The organism is Variovorax sp. PEI5, from assembly GCF_056679935.1.
The window spans coordinates 230,707-251,494 of sequence record NZ_JBWXPH010000002.1 but is presented as its reverse complement, the minus strand read 5'-3'; the positions used below and the strand labels follow the sequence as shown (position 1 = coordinate 251,494).

The window sequence follows — 20,788 nt, the reverse complement described above, 5'->3', positions numbered from 1 at the left end:
GGCCGTCAGGCCGCCACGAACTCGTTCCACTTCTGCACCATGTAGGTGTTCTCGTCCATCAGCGCGTTCCAGCAGGCGATGGCGCCCATGCGCTGGTCGTAGCTGCCACCGTCGCGCACCGAGCCGGCCTTGGCCAGCAGGTCGCCCTTGGGGCTCTTGATGTCCTGCGTGGCGGGCTTGCCCTCCATCCAGTAGGCCCACTCGTAGGCTTCCATCTTGGCCTTGGCGGTGTCGAGCACGGCGCTGTAGTAGCCCTGGCGGTTGAGGTAGGCGCCGGCCCAGCCATCGAGGAACCAGTTGATGAACTCGTAGGCGCCGTCGAGCTTGCGCCCGGACAGCGTGGCCGGCAGGCCGAAGCCGGCGGCCCAGGCGCGATAGCCCTCCTTGAGCGGCTGGAACACGCAGTCGATGCCCTTGGTGCGCACCGCCGTCACGGCCGGGCTCCACATCGACTGGATCACCACCTCGCCCGAGGCCATCAGGTTGACCGACTCGTTGAAGTCCTTCCACAGGGCGCGGAACTGGCCGGCCCTCTTCGCCTCGATCAGGGTCTTGATCGTCAGGTCGATCTCGGCCTTGGTCATGTTGCCCTTGTCGGGATACTTGTACCTGCCCAGCGCCTCGACCACCATCGCCGCGTCCATGATGCCGATGGAGGGGATGTTCAGCAGCGCCGTCTTGCCCTTGAACTCGGGGTTGAGCAGTTCGGCCCAGCTGGTGATCGGACGCTTGATCAGGTCGGGCCGGATGCCCAGCGTGTCGGCGTTGTAGACCGTCGGGATCAGCGACATGAAGCGCGTCGGCGTCGTGGCGAAGACCTTGCTCTTCTCGCCCTCGAGGTAGATCACCTTCTTGGGCGCGGTGCCCTGGTCGCCGACGGCCTTGCCATTGACGGTGCCCTTGGTGAACAGCGTGGTGATCTTGTCGGCGTTCTTGATGCGCTGGGTGTCGATGCCCTTGAGGTTGCCGGTCGGCACGATCTTCTTGAGCGAGAAGAACTCGGCATCGATCAGGTCGAAGCTGTTGGGCGCCGTGACGGCGCGCTTGATCACGTCGTCGGTCGGCACGGCGACGTATTGCACCGTGATGCCGGTGTCGGCCTTGAACTTGTCGGCGATGGCCTTGTCCTGGTTGACCGCCGTGCCCAGATAGCGCAGCACGATGGCTTCCTGCGCGTGCACGACCGGCGCCATGCCGGTGGCGAGGATGCCGGCCAGGCCGGCGGTGCCCTTGAGCAGGGCGCGGCGCTGCAGCGTGGCGTTCGGGGAGTTCTGTTCGTCGTTCATGGCGGGACCTCGCGATGGATGGATGGGGAAACGGGGGGTTGCGGGATGAGGGGGGATGGCGGCCTCAGACGGCCAGCGGATGCACGTCGGCCGGATCCCAGGACAGCGAGACCCGCTCGCCGATCTCGCGGCAGGGCTGCGCGCCGAAGGCCGACTCCGGCACCATCACCGACACCGCGGTGGCCCCGGCGGCATCGAGCGCCTGCAGGGTGAGCAGCACGTAGGTGCCCTGGTACTCGACATCGGTGATGGTCGCGGGCAGGCCGACCGAGCCGGTCGTCTGCGGTGCCAGGCGCATGTGGTCGCTGCGCACGGCGGCCTTGCCCGTGGGCAGCGTCAGCACGTTGTGGCCGCCCATGAAACGCGCCACGAACTCGCTCGCCGGCCGGTTGTAGATCTGGTGCGGCGAGCCGACCTGCGCGATGCTGCCTCGGTTCATCACCACCATGGTGTCGGCCAGCGCCATGGCCTCCTCCTGCGAGTGGGTGACATGGATGAAGGTCAGGCCCAGGTCCTTCTGCCAGCGGCGCAGCTCGGCGCGCATCTGCACGCGCAGGAACGGGTCGAGCGCCGAGAGCGGCTCGTCGAGCAGCAGCACCTTGGGCTCGGTGATCAGCGCCCGCGCCAGCGCCACGCGCTGCTGCTGCCCGCCGGAGAGTTCGTGCGGCTTGCGCTGCGCCAAGGGCCCCATCGAGACGCGCTCGAGCAGGTCGGCGGCACGCCTGTGGCGCTCGGTCTTGGCGACGCCCTTCATCTTCAGACTGAAGGCGACGTTGTCCAGCGCCGAGAGATGCGGGAACAGCGCGAAGCTCTGGAACATCATGGCCGTGCCGCGCCCGGAGGCCGGCAGGTCGGTGATGTTGCGGTTGTGCAGCAGGATGTCGCCGCTGGTCACGCTCTCGTGGCCGGCGATCATGCGCAAGGTGGTGCTCTTGCCACAGCCCGAGGGGCCCAGCAGGCAGCAGTAGCTGCCCGGCGCGACCTGCAGGTCGATGGCGTCCACGGCCGGCGCGCCATCGCCATAGCGCTTGCTGAGGGCGATGAGCTCGATGGCGCTGGCGTTGGCCGGAGCGACGGCATTGGCATGAATGTTCGGCACGGGGCTGGGCTTCATGCCGGAGCTGTATGCAGGTTGCGTGCCAACCTGTACACAGGTTGGGAAGACGCGCCCATTGCCCCGGTGCACGATTTGGAGGCACAGCCCCAAGCCTGACCTGGAACGGACCGTGCCTGCCGCCGTGTCAGGATGCGGCCGTGGGAGCCTTCCAGGAGAAGACGATCATCGCGTCGTCAGGCGGGTGTCATGGGTCCGACCTCGGCGTGGGCGTTGGGCCACGGATCGGGGTCCGGCACTGATATGGGCGCGGGACTCTGAATGGGCGTCGACAAGGCACCGGTATTGGCATTGATCACGGTGACTACGTGCAGGCCGTCGCCATAGGCAGGATTCCATCTGCCACCGCTCGTGAGCACGATTCCATGGTATTCCCGGGCAATCAGGTTGAGCTGACCCTGGGCGTTGTAGCCGAGCATCTCGTTCACACCTGCTCCGAAATGGTCGTAATCGATGGACAAGCGCGAACCATCGTCGAAGTACCGGGTGGATGCGTCCAGATGGCCCGAAGCATCGAAACCTGCGTCGAAACGACTCCATGCATGGCTGCCATCCTGGTCGTGGTCGAACGAATTGCGCCGGCCGTCGTCCATGAAGAAGTCCGAGTAGTCTTCTCGGCCCTGAGCGTCATAGTGCGACTCGGCCCGGTTCCATCCTTGGCTGCCATCCTGGTCGAAGTCCGTCCAGTCGCGGCGGCCGTCATCCATGACGGCATTGCGCCAGTCTTCCCGGCCTTGCGCGTCGAAGTGACTCGCCACCACGCTGTCGGCACGGACGTTCGTCTGATCGAAATCACTCCAGTCTCGACTCCCGTCGTCCAGTGTCGCATCGCGCCAATCCTCGAGCCCCCTGATGTCGTAACGCGTCGTGACGACTCGATCGCCGCGCACGTTCGTCTGATCGAAATCGGTGAAGTCGCGGCCGCCGTCGTCCAGGACGACGTCGCGCCAGTCCTCTCGGCCCTGCGTATCACTGTGGTTGGACCAGACGCGATGGTCGAACTCGCCCGCCTGGTCGAAGTCCGTCCAGTCGACGCTGCCATCGTCCTTGACCGCCCGCTGCCAGTCCTCGCGGCCCTGGGCATCGGTGTGGCTCGACCACACGCTGTTGCCGCGCTCGTCGGCCTGATCGAAGTCGATCCAGTCGACGCTGCCATCGTCCTGGATCACGCGCTGCCAGTCCTGACGGCCCTGGGCATCGGTGTGGCTCGACCACACGCTGTTGCCTCGCTCGTCGGCCTGATCGAAGTCGATCCAGTCGACGCTGCCATCGTCCTGGATCACGCGCTGCCAGTCCTGACGACCCTGGGCATCGGTGTGATTCGACCAGATGCTGCTGCCGCGCTCGTCGGCCTGATCGAAGTCGATCCAGTCGACGCTGCCATCGTCCTGGATCACGCGCTGCCAGTCCTGGCGACCCTGGGCATCGGTGTGGCTCGACCACACGCTGTTGCCGCGTTCGTCGGCCTGGTCGGCGTCGATCCAGACGACGCTGTCATCGTCTTCGATCACCCGCTGCCAGTCCCTGCGGCCTTGGGCGTCGAAGTGCACGTCGCTGCTCTTCCAACCCTGGGTGCCGTCCTGGTCGTTGTCCCAGTCGTTGCGCGAGCCGTCATCGCGATGGGTCTGGGTGAAGTCGACGCGGCCCTGTGCGTCGTAGGCCGTGGTGCGCCAGGCGTAGTCGGCGTCGTCGAAAGCGCCGTCGATCTCGGTGGTCCAGAGCGTGCGACCCGAAGCATCGAACACCGTGACGTGCTCGTCGCCATCGCCGAGCGTCACCGCGACCGAACTGTTCGCGACTGAGCCATCGGCGTTGTAGGTCGTCTCGAACCGTTCCTGACCGTAGGCCGAGGGTGGCGCGGGCGTGGCACCGCCGGAGATCACCGCTTGCGCACCTCTTCGGCAAAAGTCGAAATACGTCTCGCCCGTCGACGACGTCTGGTATCCCTTGTAGTCGTCGCCCAGCGCCATGGCCGCCGCATTGGCGATCTCCTGCAGCGAATGGAACTTGCCATCCGCCGCGGCTTCCTGCTCGATCCGCTGGACGATGTTGTGCGCGCTGCCTTCCGGAGAATTCGCGAAGGCTCCGCTTCCCGACCAACGATCGACGAACACCCGCTCGTGAGCGGACAGATCGCGGCCTTCCGCTGCGGCCTGCGCGCGCGTGGCAGCGACCAGTTCGTTGCCCACGCGGACTTCGTTCAAGCGGGCATAGCCCTCGGTGAGATTGCAGGCGCTTTCGTAGGCGCTCTGGTCTCGCGCGGTCCAGGCATTGGCCCGCGCATTGGCGATGGCGGCGCCGGGCTCCTCGACGCGGAAATGGCCGAGTTCGTGGGCGAGGATCTGGACGGTGCCTTCTGGGGTGCTGAAGCGGTCGGCTGCGATGTCCAGATAGCCGGGTTTCACGACGGACAAATCGCTAGCCGCAACATAGGCATTATATTGACCGAGACCCGCCGTGGCACTTATCTGCCCAGGACCAGCATAGTCGCTAATCGCATAGGCCCTCATGTCGGCTTTGATTATTTCAGAACTATTGATAAGAGCCAACGCCTCCGCCGAAATATTGTATGCACCAAACCTATTGGCCTCAGTTCTTAGCCATTCAATTGTAATTGCCGGAGTTTTACTCATTTTCCACCTTCTTGTAGTTTTCGATAAGAAAATGCATCGAGACTACTTTGTATGGCAATGTTTCTAACGCATTCCTCATATGCAAAGTAGAAACTGACCTGCCCGCTTACATCCCTCATAAATAGACGTGGTGACTTGTAAAAAACACCATAAGGATTTTTCTTATTTTTCAAAGGCGCTAGGGATATGTTATCCGATTTGGGAGCAGGAATGGCGAGAGGGACTGCTGATAGCCATGAATCTGTACCAAAAGTCGCCTCGACATCCGTCATCCGGACGCAGAAGTCTTTCGGATTTAATTCAAATGAAAGATATCGATCGCCTGGTTGATCAATTCCCTTGGGATTTTTTCGCATAAAAATGAATGCGCGTATCCCTTCTGGAAGCCTGCTGTTTTCTTTGGCATTTGCGCCTACCTGTATTCCCCATGTAACGCCCTCAGATACTCCATACTTTGCAATGCCTAGATTTTCGTGAAACAGATGATCTGGATCGTACAACTCATCGGTTTCCGCAATGCACCAGGCCAATTCAACGATAGGATGCTTCGGTGGTCGGGTTGCAGCGCTTCGTTCGACGCAAGACAGGGGGACAGCGCCCGGCGTTGCAGTCGCGTCCGAAGGAACGGTTTCCGTTTGCTGCAGACTTGGCGGAGAACCGCACCCCTCGATGGCCGCTATTGTCAGCAGCGCAATTTTGAATTTCAGTATTTTTATCATTTCATGATTCTCCCTTTGATTTTGATTCATCTGATTCATCTGATTCATCTGATTCATCTGATTCATCTGATTCATCTGATTCATTGATTGTTTTATACTTTTTACATCGCCTTTCTTTGGTATTGAATTAAAAAACAAGTTGCCGGAAAATCTCATTAAGCAAATCCCTATTTTTGATAAATCGAAAATTCACCAACATTTACATGGAATTTCTCGAAAGAGCTTTTCACTTCTTGACAAAAGCTCTTTCAAGAAATTCATGCACATTTTGTTTTGCTCCGTTGTCGTTGTCCGAAGCGATGGCCGCCGCATTGGCGATCTCCTGCAGCGAATGGAACTTGCCATCCGCCGCGGCTTCCTGCTCGATCCGCTGGACGATGTTGTGCGCGCTGCCTTCCGGAGAATTCGCGAAGGCTCCGCTTCCCGACCAACGATCGACGAACACCCGCTCGTGAGCGGACAGATCGCGGCCTTCCGCTGCGGCCTGCGCGCGCGTGGCAGCGACCAGTTCGTTGCCCACGCGGACTTCGTTCAGGCGGGCATAGCCCTCGGTGAGATTGCAGGCGCTTTCGTAGGCGCTCTGGTCTCGCGCGGTCCAGGCATTGGCCCGCGCATTGGCGATGGCGGCGCCGGGCTCCTCGACGCGGAAGTGGCCGAGTTCGTGGGCGAGGATCTGGACGGTGCCTTCTGGGGTGCTGAAGCGGTCGGCTGCAATGTCCAGATAGCCGCGTTTTCCAGAATTCGATTCATCACCTGCAATAGGCGCACGATATTGACCGAGTCCTGATGTGGAATTGATTTGCGCTTCTTCAACATTAATGCTAATTGCATAGGCCCTCATGTCAGATTTTATTGATTCTGATCTATTGATAAGAGCTAGTGCGTCTGCAGATATATTGTATGCGCTAAATCTGTTATCCCTATTGTTTAGCCATTCGATGGTAATGGGCGGAGTTGAATTCATTTTTTAATTCCCTGCATTTTTCGATATGTAAAAAGATCAAGATTGCGCTGCATGGTTATATGCGAAAAACATTCCTCGTTTTTAAAAATGAAACTGACTGACCCACTTGCATCTCTCATAAAAAGGCGCGGAGATTTGAAAAAAATTCCATAGGGATTTACTTTGCTTTTCGATGAAAGCGGCAACACTCCGGCGGAAGCAGAGCTTGGAACTACAATAGGAACTGCAGTCAACCATGAATCTTTTCCGAAAGTAGCTTCCACATCTGCTGTTTTCACGCAGACGCCTGGATAACCCATACTGATGGAAAGATATCGACTGCCTAGCTCATCAATTCCTTTAGGTGTTTTTCGCTCAAAAATAAAGCTAAAAATGCCTGCTGGAAGTTGAGTATTTTCATTGGCACCGGCGCCTGTTTTTATACCCCAAGGCACGCCCTCGGATGTTGTGTACTTTTTAATACCCAAGGTCTCATGAAACAAATGATCGGGGTCATACAGCTCATCGGTTTCCGCAATGCACCAGACTAGTTCGACGATGGGATGCTTCGGAGGTCGGGTTGCAGCGCTTCGTTCAACGCAGGACAGGGGAACAGCGCTCGGCAAGGCATTCACCTCGGGAGAAACAGTTGCCATTTCCTGCACATTTGGCGGAGAACCGCACCCCGCGATGGCCGCCATTGTCAGCAGCGCAATTTTTAATTTCAGTCGTCTTTTCATTTCATGACTCTCCCTTTGTTTTTTTGATCCGATTTCCAACTACGTTGTATTTTTCATCACCTCCCATTCGATACAGCATCCAATAAGACAAGCGCCCGCAATTCCTGGCGTCGAGATCGGCTCGGACGCCATGATTCCGACGTCATCACCGCTCTCTCAGACTCCGCCGGATGCCATCGATCAGCGGATCGAACAGATAGCGCCAGGCGCTGCGCTCGCCGGTGGTGATGAACACCTCGGCCTGCATGCCGGGCGTGAGCGTCAGGGTCTGCCCAGCCAGTTCACCGGCCACCTCGAGCGCGCGTGGGCTCACGGTGATGCGCGCCACGTAATAGGGCGCGGCCGGGTTCTGACCCCGCGGATCGGTCAGCCGGTCCGCGCCCACGTAGCTCAGCACTCCTTCCACCTGCGGCGTCGCGCGTGCCCGGTAGGCGGTGAGCATCACGTGGGCCGGCGCGCCCCGGGCCCGGGCCTCCTGGGCATCGCGGATGTCGCCGGGCGCGATGCGCGCCTCGATCACCAAGTCGGAATCGGCCGGAACGATCTCCAGCACCGGCTCGCGCGGGCCGATGGCCGCGCCCACGGTGTGCACCTTCAGGTCCACCACCTCGCCGGCCACGGGGGCCACGATGTGCTGGCGGGTCTGGGCGTCGCGCGCCGGGCGCAATTCCTGGGTGGTTTGCGCGAGGCGGGCCGTCACGTCCTTCATCTCGTCGGCCGCCGCGCGCGCGAACTCGGTCTTCTGGGTCGAGAGCTTCAGCTGGATGTCGGCCTCGCGCTGGCGCGCCTGCGCGAGCTGGGTCTGGGTGCCCTGCGCCCGGGCGCGATAGTCCGCGACCACGCGCTGCAGTTCGCTCAGCCGGGCGTCGCTGACGAAGCCTTCGGCGCGGAGTTTCTCGTTGGCCGCGAGGTCGCGCTGGGCGAGCTTCAGGGCCGAATCGGTCGTCGCGATGAGTTCCTGCTGGGTGGCGATCTCGCGCCGGGTCTGTGCGAGCTGTTCGGCCAGCCAATGGGTCTGCTCGGCCTGCTGGCGAGCACGCGCGGTGAAGAGCTCCCTCTCGCGTCCGGCCAGCCGCTGCAGGTGGGCGGTGTCGCCGTCCATCGCGAATCCCTGCAATGCCTGCACATCGGGCACGAAGGGCGCTCCGGTGGTCTCGGCCTGCAGTCGCTGGGCCTTGAGCGCCTGGGCCGCGCCCTGCTCGCGCAAGGCCTGCGCGCTGGCGGCCACGCGTTCGTCGGCCAACGTGACCAGGGTCTGGCCCACCGTCACGCGGTCGCCGTCCTTGACGTGGATGGCCGCGACGATGCCGCCCTCGGCGTGCACGACGCTCTTGCGCTCACCCAGGGACTTCACCGTGCCCTCGGCCACGACCGCCGAGGCCAACGGCGCGAGCGCGGCCCAGGCGCTCAACGTCAGTGCGCCCATCACCGCGCCGACGATGCCCAGGCGCAGGGCGCGGCGCTGCTCCAGCCGCCACGGCGCCGAGGATGGAGATGGCAGCGGCGGGCTCGCGACGTCCGCGACCTGCATGACATCCGCCCTCATGCCCGTGCCTCCTGCCGGGGCACGGGCCCAGGCGAAGGCGGCGATTCACCCCGGGCCTTGCACGCCGACTGATGGCGCTGCGCGAGCCAGCGCCGGACCTCGTCGCGCGGCCCGAAGCGCTCCACCGCGCCGCCGCGCAGCAGCAGCACGTGGCTGGCCAGCGCGATCAGATGCGGCCGATGCGTCACCGCGACGACCGTCGAGCCCAGGCGCCGTAGGCCGTGCAGGCAGCGCTCCAGCGCCGCGTCGCCCTCGGCGTCGAGCTGGCTGCTGGGCTCGTCCAGCACGATCAGGCGCGGCACGGCCTGGTCGGCGCCCGGCGTGGCGTAGAGCGCACGGGCCAGCGCGATGCGTTGGCGCTGGCCGCCCGACAGCGGCACGGCACCGGGCTCCTGGCCCAGGCGGGTGTCGTAGCCCCGAGGCAGCGCGGTGATCAGCTCGTGGGCGCCAGCACGGCGTGCCGCCTGCACCACCGCCTGGCTCTGCGCCTCGCTCAACGGCTCGGACGCCTGCCACAGGCGTGCGATGTTGTGCGCGATGCTGCCGCCGTGCAGCAGCACCTCCTGTGGCAGGTAGCCCGTGGCCCGTCCCCGTGCCTGGACGCCGTACTGCTGCAGGGCCGCGCCGTCGAGGGCGACCTCGCCGTGGGTGGGCGCCTGGATGCCCGCGAGCACGCGCGCGAGCGTGCTCTTGCCGCTGCCACTCTCACCGAGCACGGCGAGCATCGCGCCCGCCGGCAGATCGAAGCTCAGGTCGTGCAGCAGGGCGGCCTCGTGGGGCGAAGGCCGCACGCCGAGGTTCGTCACCAGGATGTGGCCCTGGCAGGCGGGCAGGCGTGTCTCCGGACGCGAGCGCTCCCCATGGCGCCGGGCGGCGAGCATGCGCGAGAGCCGGGCCGCCGCCTGGCGCGCCTGCAGCAGCTGCTTCCAGCTGCCGATGAGGATCTCCAGTGGCATCAACGCCTTGCCCAGCAGCATGCTGCCCGCGATCATGACCCCGCCCGTCGCCTGGCCCTGGATCACCAGCCAGGCGCCCGCGGCCAGCATGGCGAACTGCAGCACCTGACGTACGAGCTTGCCCCAGGTCCTGAGGCTGTGGCCGGGCAGTTCGGTATCCAGCCGGGCGTGGGCGGCGCGCGTCATCAGCGCGTCCAATGCGGTGCCCACCTGCGCCTGCTGGCCGTGGGCGTGCAGCACGTCCCGGAACACCGCGATCTCGCCCGCCTGGCGCTGAACCCGGCCCTGGGCCTGCTCGGCCGCCGCGCTGGGCGCGCTCAGCCGCCATTCCGTGAGCCAGGCCAGCGCGACCAGAGCCACGATGCCCGCCAGCGCGATGCACCCGAGCAGGGGATGGAAGGCCGTGATCACCAGCAGGTAGACCGGGGTCCAGGGCAGGTCCGTGATCGCGATGGACGTGGGTCCGCCGAGGTGGCCACGCCAGACGGCGAGGTCGCGCCAGATCTGTGGGGACAGGGTCGCTGCGGTGGCCGCAGGCAGGTCGAGCACGAGCGGTGTGAGCTCACGGCCGACCTGCTGCTCACGCTCGGTGGCCCACGCCGCGTACCAGCGGACCCGTGCCGTCTCGACCATCCACCACGCCGCCAGCGAGAGTGCCGCGGCAGCCAGCAGCATCAGCAAGGTCTCGGCGCGCCGGCTGCCGAGCACGCGATCGTAGATCTGCAGTGTGACCAGCGTCGGGATCAGCAGCAGCAGGTGGGACATGGAACTCGCGAGGAACACCGCACCGGCGCCTCCCGACGAGGACCATGGCACGAGCAGGCCCGCGAACGAGACCTCTTTGTGGTTCGAAGACATTGAAATCGCCCCTCCCTGGAGCCGCATCGCACGGTGCGGGCAGCAGGTGAATCCCTGGCGCCTCGCCGGCGGCCGGGATTGTCAGTGCGCGATCACCGACAGAAGTGTCAACAACTTCGGGGTGCTGGCGTCAAGGACAGCAAGCGCCAAAAAAGTCACAGGCTCGAGCCGCTTGGCAACGACGCGCGTCAAGGCGTGACCCGACGGTGACCGGGCGCTCGGCCGCAGCGCCGGACCCGAGGCGATTACCGATTCGACTCAGCGGGTCGCGAAGCAATACATCAGTCCCGCGCTGCCGCTGGCCTTGAGCTGATCGATGCTGCAGCCTCGCGTGCCGTGCGAGGAGTTCCACGAGGCATTGGCGACCGGATCGGGGTTGGTGCCCTTGTGGTCGTGGTGACCGACCATGGCGGAACCGCCCTCGCTCCGGGTCCAGTTGCCGCACGTGGTGTCCTTGCCGGGTGCGGGCATGGCCAATGTCCCGTCGGGACGCGAGCCGGTGAGGATGTCGTGGCGGTTGACCGGGTCGCCGAAGCCGGAGACCACGTCGCCCTTCTCGGTCAGCGAGGTGTCCTTGCCGACCTTGGCGTTGGCGCCGTGCAGGTCGGCCACGCTGGTGGCGACGACGACGCCCTTGGCGTTGGTCCAGGGACCGGCGCCGATCCGGTCGCGGGCGTTGACCGCCGGCTGCCCGTCCATCGCTTCGGTGCTCAGGTACGCACGCCAGGTCCTGTCGCCAGCCCCGGCGCTGGTGGCCAGCGACTGACAGAAGCGATCGGCTCCGGCCAAGCCGCCGAGGTCGCCGCCTTTGCCGGGATTGGCGCTGGTGACGAAGAAGCTCATGGGGTTGCCGCTGGACGGCCCCATGGCGGTGCAGCCGACGATCAGGGCAACGGTCGCGGCAGCGGCGCCAGCGGAAAGCAAGGATCGACGGGTCATCGGCAGGCTCCTGGTTGTTTTTGGAGCCTGGAGGCTACCCCGCCGTCATGTCAGAGGCAATCGGGCCCGTCACTCATCCGGCGGCGAAAACGTGGGTGGTTTTCAACCCCTCTGGAAACTCGCAAGGCGCCCGGCGACGGCCCGCATCGCCGCCGCCACCGGTTCGATCACCGGCACCGCGAAGCGCCCCGCGATGCGCTCGGCGCTGCGCGCCAGCGGACCGCCGCCGATCACCACCGCCTGCGCCCCGTCCTGCTCGATGGCCCCCTGCACCGCCTCGGCCAGTGCTTCGTCCTGGAGTCCAGGATTGGCCGCCAGCGCCAGCGGATCGCCCGGCGGGATGCGGCAACCCGTGAACTGCCCCGACAGCCCCAGCCGTTCCACGGCCGCGACGATCGGCACCTCCAGCTCCGGCGTCGTGGTGGCGACGCCGAAGCGCCGCCCGCCCTCGGCAGCCTCGCGCAGCGACGCCTCGCCGATGCCCACGACCGGCGCGCCGACCCGCTCGCGCAGGATCGCCAATCCGGGATCGCCGAACGCGCTGATCACGATCGCCGCCACGCGCGAAGCGTTCCGTCGACCGATCGCCACCACCTCGTCGACCGACGTCGCCAGTGCCTCGGCGCTGGTGATCATGCGGGCGCCGCGCGCGGCCGTCTCGCTCTCCAGCGCGAACTCGGGCGGCAGGGCGGCGCGCGCGATGCCGTGCATCATGGCCGTCGTCTCGCTCGAGGTGTTGGGATTGATCAGCAGGACGATGGGCTTCATGGGCGGACGGTCTGTGCCGTGGGCAGCGGCGCGGGCGGCGCGCCCTCGCCGGCCTCGCCCTCGATCGACCGCCCGAAGGTCTCCGGCGCGAACTGCACCGCCACCGCGAAGATGGCGTACATCACCGCGATCATCCCGAACATGCCGGCGACGCCATGGAGGTCGAACATCCGGCCAGCCGCCAGCTGCGACAGCGCGCCGCCCACGGTGCCCAGCGCCAGCAGGAACGACACGCCCAGGCCGCGCATGCGCGTCGGATAGAGCTCCGGCGCGTAGATCCAGATGGAGGTGTTGAGCGTGAGCACGCAGAACTGGAACAGCGCGCCGAACAGCAGGATCATGGCGACGCTGCTGGTGAGGTTGCCGAACGCCAGGCCCGCCAGGCAGGCCGCGATCGCACCGAAGGTCAGCACCCGCTTGCGCGGGAAGTTGTAGCCCAGGACCGAGGCCGCGATCGCGCCCAGCAGGCTGCCGCTCTGCATCACGATGGTGAAGGCGAAGCTCCTGGTGATCGAGTAGCCCTGCGCCACCAGGATGGTCGGCATCAACGTCAGCACCGACAGCTGGGCACCGAAGGTCATCCAGGAGGCGATGCCCACCGCGATGGTGCGCCGCGCGTAGGGGCCGCTGAAGATGTCGCCGAGCGAGGTCCGGCGCCGCGCCGGTGCCTCGGCCTCGGCGGCCGCCGTGATGTAGTCGTGGACCGGATAGGTGCCATTGGCCAGCCGGCCCGACGCCAGCATCGACAGCACCTCGTTGGCTTCCCTCACGCGCCCCTGCGACAGCAGGTAGCGCGGCGTCTCCGGCACGAAGCGGCGATAGAAGACGATGAAGATCGCCGGCAGCACCAGGCAGGCGAACAGCCAGCGCCAGGCGTCGGCCCCCGGGAAGATCGCGAACACGCCCAGCGCGAAGGCCGGCGCCAGCATGTTGCCCAGCCCGCCGCCGCCGACGTTGATGAGGCCCACGGCGGTGCCGCGGAAGCGTGCCGAGCAGAACTCCGCCAGCATGGTCACCGCCGTGGTGATCTCGCCGCCCAGGCCCAGCCCGACGATGAAGCGGCCGATGCACAGCACCGTGTAGTTGGGCGCCAGCGCGCAGAGGATGGCGCCGAAGGTGAACAGCGCCAGGTTGACGTTGAGCATGAAGCGGCGGCCCTTGCGGTCGGCGAAATAGCCCGAGCCCAGGCGGCCGGTGGCGGCGGCGATGAACGTGATGGTGTTGAGAAAACCGATGTCGGTCGCGCTCAGTCCCCACTGCGCGCGCAGCAGCGGACCGACCAGGCCGACCGCGTTCTGCTCGAAGACGTCGAACAGCACGCCGCAGACCACCAGGAAGATGATGGTCTTGTGCGAGCGCGTGACGCCGATGCCGTCCAGCGCGGCCTCGAGCTGGCGCATCTGGGCGCTCTGGGGTGCGGACGATGCCGCGATGGGTTCTCCTGCCATGGCAGATCCTCGGTTTCTCGAACGTGGTGGGGAAGGCGGGTCGCGTGACGCGCCCCGTTCCGGTGCCTCGGCGAGGCATCCGTCCGAGAAAAGCATTTTGCATGCCATCCCATTCATGAAAACCATTTTTCATGAATGGGCGATGCAACCGAGGCCCGGGAATGCGCCCGGCCGCGCGGGCTCAGCGTTCCGGGCGCAGTTCGGCCAGGGCGTCGTGCGCCGCCTCGACCCGCGACAGCCGCTGCCGGCCGGCGGCGCCGGCCTGTGCCATGACGCGCGTGGCCAGCAGGTCGCACAGCAGCATCAGCGCGACATGGTTGTCCAGCGGACCGGGGGCGCTCGAATGGCATCGGACCACCCACCGCGCGCCAGCCGGCGCGCGCGACAGCGGATCGGTGACATAGAGCACGCGGGTCCCGCCGGCGATGGCCTGCTCGGCGAAACGCGCGCTCAGACCCGGACTGCGCCGCAGCGCGAACACCACCAGCACGTCGTCGGCATCGAGGTCGGCGACGTACTCGCCCAGCGTCTCTCCCGCGCCGGGGATCACCTGGGTGCGCGGCAGCAGTTGCGCCAGCTGCCAGCGCAGGTAGGAGGCGAAGTTGCGATTGTTGCGATGGCCGAGGAACCAGACGCCGCGCGCCCGGACGATCGCCTGCGCGATGGCGTCGACCATGGCCTCGTCGAGCGCGCCGAAGGTGGCCGCGATGTTCTGCTGCGCGCGCTGGACATGGGCCTCGATCGAGCCCTCCGGCGCGCCCTCGCGCAACGGCTCCAGGAACAGCGGCGAGCCTTCCGCGCGCTCCTCGCGCGCATGGCGGCGCGCCGCCTCGTAGCCGTCGTAGCCGAGCCGCCGCACGAAGCGCGTCACGGTGGCGTTGGAGACTTCGACCAGCGCCGCCAGTTCGGAGGCGGTGTAGCTCGCGAGGTCGCCGGGGAAGTTCAGGATGAAGTCGCCCAGCCGCTGCTCGCTCGGCGGCAGGGCATCGCGCATGTGCCGGATCTGGGCCAGGAAGGAGGTCGGAGCGGGAGACGTGGAGGATGTCATTCGAAACGGAGCGGGCGGCGGCGTGGCATTGTCCCCCGGCTCCTCAAACCGGCAGCGAGGACATGCCCGTGGGCGCCCGGTCCCTGGCCGACGTCCCGCCGGACTGCGTGAACTCGAGCATCCACGCGCGCACCGCGTCGGCCGCCAGTGGCCGCGAATAGAAATAGCCCTGCAGCTCGTCGCATTCCATGGCGGTCAGCACGTCGCACTGGGCCGCCGTCTCCACGCCCTCGGCGACGACATCGACATGCAGCGCGTGCGCCAGGTCGATGACGGCCTTGACGATCACGCGGGCATCCATGCTGCCCTCCAGGTCGCAGACGAAGGAGCGGTCGATCTTCAGCTGGCGCACCCTCAGCTTGCGCAGGTGCGAGAGGCTCGAATAGCCGGTGCCGAAATCGTCGATCGACGAACCGACGCCGAGCGCGGCGAGACGCTCGAACAGCCGCTGCGTGCGCTCCACGTCCTCCATCGCCGCCGATTCGGTGATCTCCAGGATCAGGCGCGATGGCGCGACGCCATGGCGTTCGAGCATCAGCGCGATGTGCTCGACCAGGCCCTCCTGCTTGAGCTGGTGCAGCGACACGTTGACCGCCACGCGCATCGACAGTCCCTGGGCCTCCCAGCGGGCGATCTGCAGGCAGGCCTCCTCGACGACCCAGTGGCCCAGGGCGCTGATGAGGCCGAAGCGCTCCGCCATGGGAATGAAGACAGCCGGACTCACCATCCCGCGCGACGCATGGCGCCAGCGCGCCAGCGCCTCGACGCCGGTCACGGTGCGGCCATCGGCCAGCACCTTGGGCTGGTAGTGCAGCTCCAGTTCGCGCTTCTCGATCGATTCGCGCAGGTCGTTGCGCAAGGCCGTCTGCTCGCGCACGCTGTCGTCGAGTTGCGACGTGAAGAACACATGGCAGCCGCGTCCGGCCTGCTTGGCCGCGCGCATCGCGCTGCCGGCATGGGTCATGAGCCGGTCGGCCGGGCCATCGGCGGGGAACCGGGCGATGCCGATCGAGCACGACACCCGGGTCTCGAAATCCGCGCCCACGATCCGCTCGGAGACCGCGTCGACGATGCGCTGCGCGACGCGCCCGGCCAGTTCAGCCTCGGCGCGGCCCTCGACCAGCACGACGAACTCGTCGCTGCCCAGTCGCGCCACGGTGTCCACGGCACGCACCGCGCGGCTGATGCGCGCGGAGATCCGGCACAGCACCTCGTCGCCGAAGCCGGTGCCGAAGGCATCGTTGACCTGCTTGAACTCGTCGAGATCGAGCAGCAGCACGAAGAAGGTGTCGTGGTCGCGCGCGCAACGCTCGGCCGTGGCCGAAAGGCGAGTCTCGAAGTCGTGCCGGTTGGGCAGCCCCGTCAGTCCGTCGCTGAAGGCCAGCCGCTGCAGCTCGCCATTGGCCTGCTGCAGCGAGGAGGCCAATGTCGCCGCCTTGGCCTGCATGCGGGCGTCGATGGACGACGTGAAGGTGATGATCACCAGCAGGCCGATCGTCGCCACCGCGACGATCACGCCCATCTGGTCGCCCTGCAGGCCACCGGCGGGATCGAAGCAGGTCGAACCCAGCGGGAAGTTCGCCGCCGCCATGCCGCTGTAGTGCATGCCCCCGATGCCGGCACCCAGCATCAGCGACGCCATCGCCTGCGCGCCCCGCGCGGTTCCCTCGGTCAGCCGCCGCAGGCCGAAGACCACGATCAGCGCCATGGCGGAGGCACCGATCGCGACGCCCGCCGAGACCACCACCCAGCCCGGCGACCACTCGATGTCCGGCACCACCTGCATCGCCGCCATGCCCATGTAGTGCATCGTGCAGATGCCGCCGCCCATGGCGAGCGCGCCGCTCAGCAGCCGCCGGATCGAGAGCCGCGAGCGGCTGGCGATGTAGAGCGCGACACCGGACGCGGCCACCGCCGCGACCCAGGACCAGAAGGTCAATGCATAGTCGAACACGACCCTGAACGAGAAGTCCGCCGCCTGCATGCCGACGAAATGCATCGACCAGATGCCGGTTCCCATGGCCACCGAGCCGCCGGCCCACCAGGCCCGCGCGAGCGCGACATCGCGGGTCCGGACCCGCTGCGCCAGATCCAGCGCCACATAGGATGCGAACGTGGCGATCAGCAGGGACATCGCGACGATGCCGTGATCGTATTGGACGGAAATCAATTGGTGCTCATTGCGTCGATGTTTGAAGCGGGGGCGGATGCGATGACTCGCCGTGACCCACCATCCATGCGGTCTGGCGGGTATTCTGCAGGGCGATCTCGGGGCGATCGTCTTTGGGCCCGGGCGGGAGATCGCTTTCGCGGAGTTCTCCGACATCCCGGGTGGCATGGCGGCTGACCCGGATGCCCCCATCGACCCTTCGATGCAAATCGACATCAATTGCACTCGCATATCGATGCAATACCCGAGTCTGATGATGTGGCCGGACTCGTCCTCGATGATTCATGAATTGGGTTGCAGGGATTCAATCCTTGCAATCACGGACTCGACAGCGTCTCCTGCGTCGCGCGGGTGAACAACGCGCTGAGCCGGCCGAAGTCGATGCGGCAGCGCGCCAGGGCCGGTGCCGCGCTGGCGGCCTCGAAGCCCTCCATGTGCTCGGCGATCAGCAGCAGGTCGCCCAGCCGGCCTTCGGAGCGCAGGATGGCCGCCGCGATGCGCGGGCTGGTGCCCAGCTGCTGCAGCAGCTGCGCGCGGGTCTGGCGCGTGACGACATGCATCAGCGAGAAGATGCCGGTCTGGAAGGCCATGTCGGCGAAATCGTCGTCGTCGCCCGCGAGCTCGCGCGCCATCGACTCCATGAAGCAGGCCCGCGCATGGACCAGCTGCAGCAGGGGATCGTCGGCCAGGTCGTCGCGCCCCTCGCTGGCGAACAGCAGCAATTGCACCAGCCGGTTGAGCTGGCGGGTGCCGACGCGCGCGATGGCCTCGCCCACCGTCAGGTCCTGCCGCCCGGCGGCCGAGGCCGAACCGGCGAACTTCATCAGCTGCGCCAGCAGCACCGGACTGCGCTTGACCTCCGACTGCAGGTCGACCAGGGTCGGATCGCTCGCCAGCATCTGGCTGAACTTCAACAACGCGGCCTGCGAGGCGCTGATCGGGCTCTGGCGCAGGATCTCGGGCCGGGCGAAGAAGTAGCCCTGGAACAGGTCGGCGCCCAGGTCGAGCAGCTGGCGGAATTCCCGGCGCGTCTCGACCTTCTCCGCCAGCACCCGGCAGCCGGCGGCGTGGATGGCGTGGATCAGCCCGGCCCAGTCGGCCGCGGGCGTCTCGCGCAGGTCGATCTTGACGACATCGACCAGGGCCAGCACCCGCGCCGGGATGCGATCGAGCGCGGTGACGTCGTCGAGCGCGATCTGGAAGCCGGCGGCCTGCATCCGGAACAACGCCGCCTCGACCTCAGCATCGATCACCACGTGCTCCAGCAATTCCAGCGTGAAACGCCCGGGCTCCAGCAGCAGCAGGACATCGGCGTCGAGCGAGGCCCGGCCGATGTTGACGAAGCCCCGATGCGGCCCCAGCGCGCCGGCGACGCCGAACTGCGCGATCGCATTCAGGATCACCTGCTCGGTGGCGGCGTGGTCGTCGATGACGCAGGCCGTGTCGGCGGCGCCGCCCCTGAACAGCAGTTCGTAGGCGACCAGCGCGCCGGCGCGGTCCAGGATCGGCTGCCGGCCGAGCAACACGCTCAGGGCCGCTTCGGTCTCGATGGTGGGTGTCATGGCGTTCTCGATGCGATGCGAGAAGGCCGGCGGGCGGGGCGGACCACGCCGCCGGAGGCGCGCCCGCCGGCCCCCGCCCTGATTTCGGCAGTCGCGCTGCCGTCTTGAGGGCCGACTCGCATGCGGCGTCCGGCAGCGGCGGAACCGATGCCCGCCTGGGCACAATGGCGATTTGCTCCAAGCGACGACCGAATGACGGTGCCGGACACTCCCTCCAAGACCCCCGCCATCGGCCTGGGCAGCGCGGCGCGCGAGCTCTATCGCGCGCTGTGGCGCCATGCCGAGGGCGTGCGCGCCCAGCTGCTGGGCGCCGCCGCGCTGCTGTCGGCGGCCCAGCTGATGCGCCTGTTCATGCCCTGGCTGGCCGCGCAGGCCATCAACGCGCTGCAGCGCGGCGACCTGGCCGCGGCGGGCCGCTGGATCGGCGCCTTGATCGGCATCTACCTGGCGTCGTGGCTGCTGCACGGCCCGGGTCGGGTGCTGGAGCGCAATGTCGGCGTGCGGGTGCGTGAGCGGCTGGCCGACCTGCTCTATGCGCGCATCACGGCGGCGCCGCTGGCGTGGCGCGACGGCCGCCACTCGGGTGAGCTGCAGCACCGGGTGACGCAGGCCAGCCGGGCGCTGTCGGACTTCGCCCAGAACCAGTTCGGCTACCTGCAGAGCGCCTTCAACTTCGTCGGCCCGATCGTCGCGCTGGCGCTGCTCTCGCGCACCAGCGGCGCCATCGCCGTGACGGGCTACGTGATCATCGCGCTCATCATCCTGCGCTTCGACCGCATCCTGATGCAGCTCGCCCGGGCCGAGAACGATGCCGAGCGGCGCTATGCCGCCGCCCTGCTCGACTTCGTCGGCAATGCCGGCACGGTGATCGGGCTGCGCCTGCAGGCGGCCTCGCGCCGGCTGCTGGGCCGGCGCATGGATGCCGTCATCGCGCCATTGCGCCGGGCCGTGATGGTCGGCGAGGGCAAGTGGTTCGCCGTCGACCTGCTGGGCATGGGACTGACCTGGATCCTGGTGGTGGTCTATGTGCTGCAGACCCGGCAGCCGGGCCAGACGGTGCTGCTGGGCACGGTCTTCATGATCTATCAATATGCGCAGCAGGCGGCCTCGGTGGTCGGCGCGATGGCCTCCAACTTCCAGAGCTTCGCGCGCATGCACACCGACTACGGCAGCGCCGAACCGATCTGGGCCGCGCCGGGCGACCCCGAGGCGACGGTGCCCGCCGTGGTGCCCGACGCGCCCTGGACGACGCTGGAACTGCGCGCGGCCTCCTGGCGCCATGCCGACGATGCGCGCGGCGGCCTGCAGGGCGTCGACCTGACCCTGCGACGCGGCGCGCGCGTGGCGCTGATCGGCCCGAGCGGCGGCGGCAAGAGCACCCTGCTGCGCACGCTGGCCGGCCTCTACCGTCCGCAGCAGGGCGCGCTGTGGCGCGATGGCGTGGCGGTCGACTGGGCCGAACTGCGCACCTTGGCCACGCTGATCCCGCAGGAGGCCGAGGTGTTCGAGGCCAGCGTCGAGGAGAACCTCACCTTCGGCGTGCCGGCCGATGCGCAGCGCCTGGACGCGGCGGTGCACGCGGGCGTGTTCGACGAGGTGCTGCAGCGCCTGCCCGCCGGCCTGGCCAGCCCGCTCAACGAGCGCGGCGCCAATCTCTCCGGTGGCCAGCGGCAGCGCCTGGCACTGGCGCGCGGCGCCCTGGCCGCGCAGGGCAGTTCGCTGCTGCTGCTCGACGAGCCGACCAGCGCGCTCGATCCACTGGCCGAGGGCCGCGTCTTCGAGCGCATGGCGGCCGCCTTTCCCTCGACCTGCATCGTCGCCTCGGTGCATCGGCCGAGCCTGCTGGCGCGCTTCGACACGGTGGTGGTGGTGGAGGCCGGACGCGTGGTCGATGCCGGACCGCGCGACGAGGTGCTGGCGCGGCGCGGTGCCGGATGACAGGGCGCAAGCGTGCATTTCAGGCATTTCCGATCTCTGGCGCGCGGATCGCGCCCTGAAAGCGGTTGTCTACTAAGGTGTTAAGGAAGTAACATAGCGTCATGGCATCGCGTGGCGTCA

General features: G+C 66.6%; 16 protein-coding genes. 2 read left to right on the top strand and 14 right to left on the bottom strand.

The window, feature by feature from the left end; translation table 11 throughout:
• Window positions 1-5: 5 nt before the first annotated feature.
• The 8 genes from AC1MLT_RS17630 to AC1MLT_RS17595 all read right to left on the bottom strand — a co-directional run bounded on the left by AC1MLT_RS17630 (window position 6) and on the right by AC1MLT_RS17595 (window position 10,702).
• Entirely contained in the window at window positions 6-1,286 is a 1,281-nt protein-coding gene (locus AC1MLT_RS17630) for an ABC transporter substrate-binding protein (RefSeq protein WP_481035374.1), read from the bottom strand.
• Between the two features lie 64 nt (window positions 1,287-1,350).
• Window positions 1,351-2,400, bottom strand: coding sequence for an ABC transporter ATP-binding protein (locus AC1MLT_RS17625; protein ID WP_481035373.1), 1,050 nt, complete (start codon window positions 2,398-2,400; stop codon window positions 1,351-1,353).
• Between the two features lie 176 nt (window positions 2,401-2,576).
• Window positions 2,577-4,805: a hypothetical protein gene (locus AC1MLT_RS17620; protein WP_481035372.1), complete on the bottom strand. Its 2,229-nt coding sequence runs from the start codon at window positions 4,803-4,805 to the stop codon at window positions 2,577-2,579.
• A 224-nt stretch (window positions 4,806-5,029) separates the two neighbouring features.
• Window positions 5,030-5,908, bottom strand: coding sequence for a hypothetical protein (locus AC1MLT_RS17615; RefSeq protein WP_481035371.1), 879 nt, complete (start codon window positions 5,906-5,908; stop codon window positions 5,030-5,032).
• A 70-nt stretch (window positions 5,909-5,978) separates the two neighbouring features.
• Window positions 5,979-6,593: a hypothetical protein gene (locus AC1MLT_RS17610; protein WP_481035369.1), complete on the bottom strand. Its 615-nt coding sequence runs from the start codon at window positions 6,591-6,593 to the stop codon at window positions 5,979-5,981.
• 119 nt (window positions 6,594-6,712) lie between these two features.
• Window positions 6,713-7,435, bottom strand: a complete 723-nt coding sequence (locus tag AC1MLT_RS17605; protein WP_481035368.1) for a hypothetical protein — start codon at window positions 7,433-7,435, stop codon at window positions 6,713-6,715.
• Between the two features lie 145 nt (window positions 7,436-7,580).
• The gene (locus tag AC1MLT_RS17600; protein WP_481035366.1) at window positions 7,581-8,981 is read right to left on the bottom strand and encodes an HlyD family type I secretion periplasmic adaptor subunit; all 1,401 of its coding nucleotides are present in this window, start codon (window positions 8,979-8,981) and stop codon (window positions 7,581-7,583) included.
• Window positions 8,978-10,702, bottom strand: a complete 1,725-nt coding sequence (locus AC1MLT_RS17595; protein WP_481035365.1) for a type I secretion system permease/ATPase — start codon at window positions 10,700-10,702, stop codon at window positions 8,978-8,980. The genes AC1MLT_RS17600 and AC1MLT_RS17595 overlap by 4 nt, the downstream gene beginning before the upstream one ends.
• Here AC1MLT_RS17595 and AC1MLT_RS17590 point away from each other — a divergent pair.
• Window positions 10,701-10,994, top strand: coding sequence for a hypothetical protein (locus AC1MLT_RS17590; protein WP_481035364.1), 294 nt, complete (start codon window positions 10,701-10,703; stop codon window positions 10,992-10,994). The genes AC1MLT_RS17595 and AC1MLT_RS17590 overlap by 2 nt on opposite strands.
• Before the next feature lie 59 nt (window positions 10,995-11,053).
• Here the strand turns inward: AC1MLT_RS17590 and AC1MLT_RS17585 are convergent, their stop codons facing one another.
• The 6 genes from AC1MLT_RS17585 to AC1MLT_RS17560 form a co-directional block, all read right to left on the bottom strand.
• The gene (locus AC1MLT_RS17585; RefSeq protein ID WP_481035363.1) at window positions 11,054-11,734 is read right to left on the bottom strand and encodes a hypothetical protein; all 681 of its coding nucleotides are present in this window, start codon (window positions 11,732-11,734) and stop codon (window positions 11,054-11,056) included.
• A gap of 102 nt (window positions 11,735-11,836) precedes the next feature.
• Complete coding sequence (locus tag AC1MLT_RS17580; RefSeq protein ID WP_481035362.1) at window positions 11,837-12,502, bottom strand: aspartate/glutamate racemase family protein; 666 nt, start codon at window positions 12,500-12,502, stop codon at window positions 11,837-11,839.
• The gene (locus tag AC1MLT_RS17575; RefSeq protein WP_481035361.1) at window positions 12,499-13,950 is read right to left on the bottom strand and encodes an MFS transporter; all 1,452 of its coding nucleotides are present in this window, start codon (window positions 13,948-13,950) and stop codon (window positions 12,499-12,501) included. Before AC1MLT_RS17575 ends, AC1MLT_RS17580 begins: the two co-directional genes overlap by 4 nt.
• 181 nt (window positions 13,951-14,131) lie before the next feature.
• Window positions 14,132-14,998: a MurR/RpiR family transcriptional regulator gene (locus AC1MLT_RS17570; RefSeq protein WP_481035360.1), complete on the bottom strand. Its 867-nt coding sequence runs from the start codon at window positions 14,996-14,998 to the stop codon at window positions 14,132-14,134.
• Window positions 14,999-15,041: 43 nt separating this feature from the next.
• Window positions 15,042-17,168: a putative bifunctional diguanylate cyclase/phosphodiesterase gene (locus AC1MLT_RS17565; RefSeq protein ID WP_481035358.1), complete on the bottom strand. Its 2,127-nt coding sequence runs from the start codon at window positions 17,166-17,168 to the stop codon at window positions 15,042-15,044.
• A gap of 317 nt (window positions 17,169-17,485) precedes the next feature.
• Complete coding sequence (locus AC1MLT_RS17560; RefSeq protein ID WP_481035356.1) at window positions 17,486-18,730, bottom strand: EAL and HDOD domain-containing protein; 1,245 nt, start codon at window positions 18,728-18,730, stop codon at window positions 17,486-17,488.
• 192 nt (window positions 18,731-18,922) lie between these two features.
• Here AC1MLT_RS17560 and AC1MLT_RS17555 point away from each other — a divergent pair, with 192 nt between their 5' ends.
• A complete protein-coding gene (locus AC1MLT_RS17555; protein ID WP_481035354.1) occupies window positions 18,923-20,668 on the top strand; it encodes an ATP-binding cassette domain-containing protein in 1,746 nt (581 codons plus the stop codon).
• Window positions 20,669-20,788: the final 120 nt, after the last annotated feature.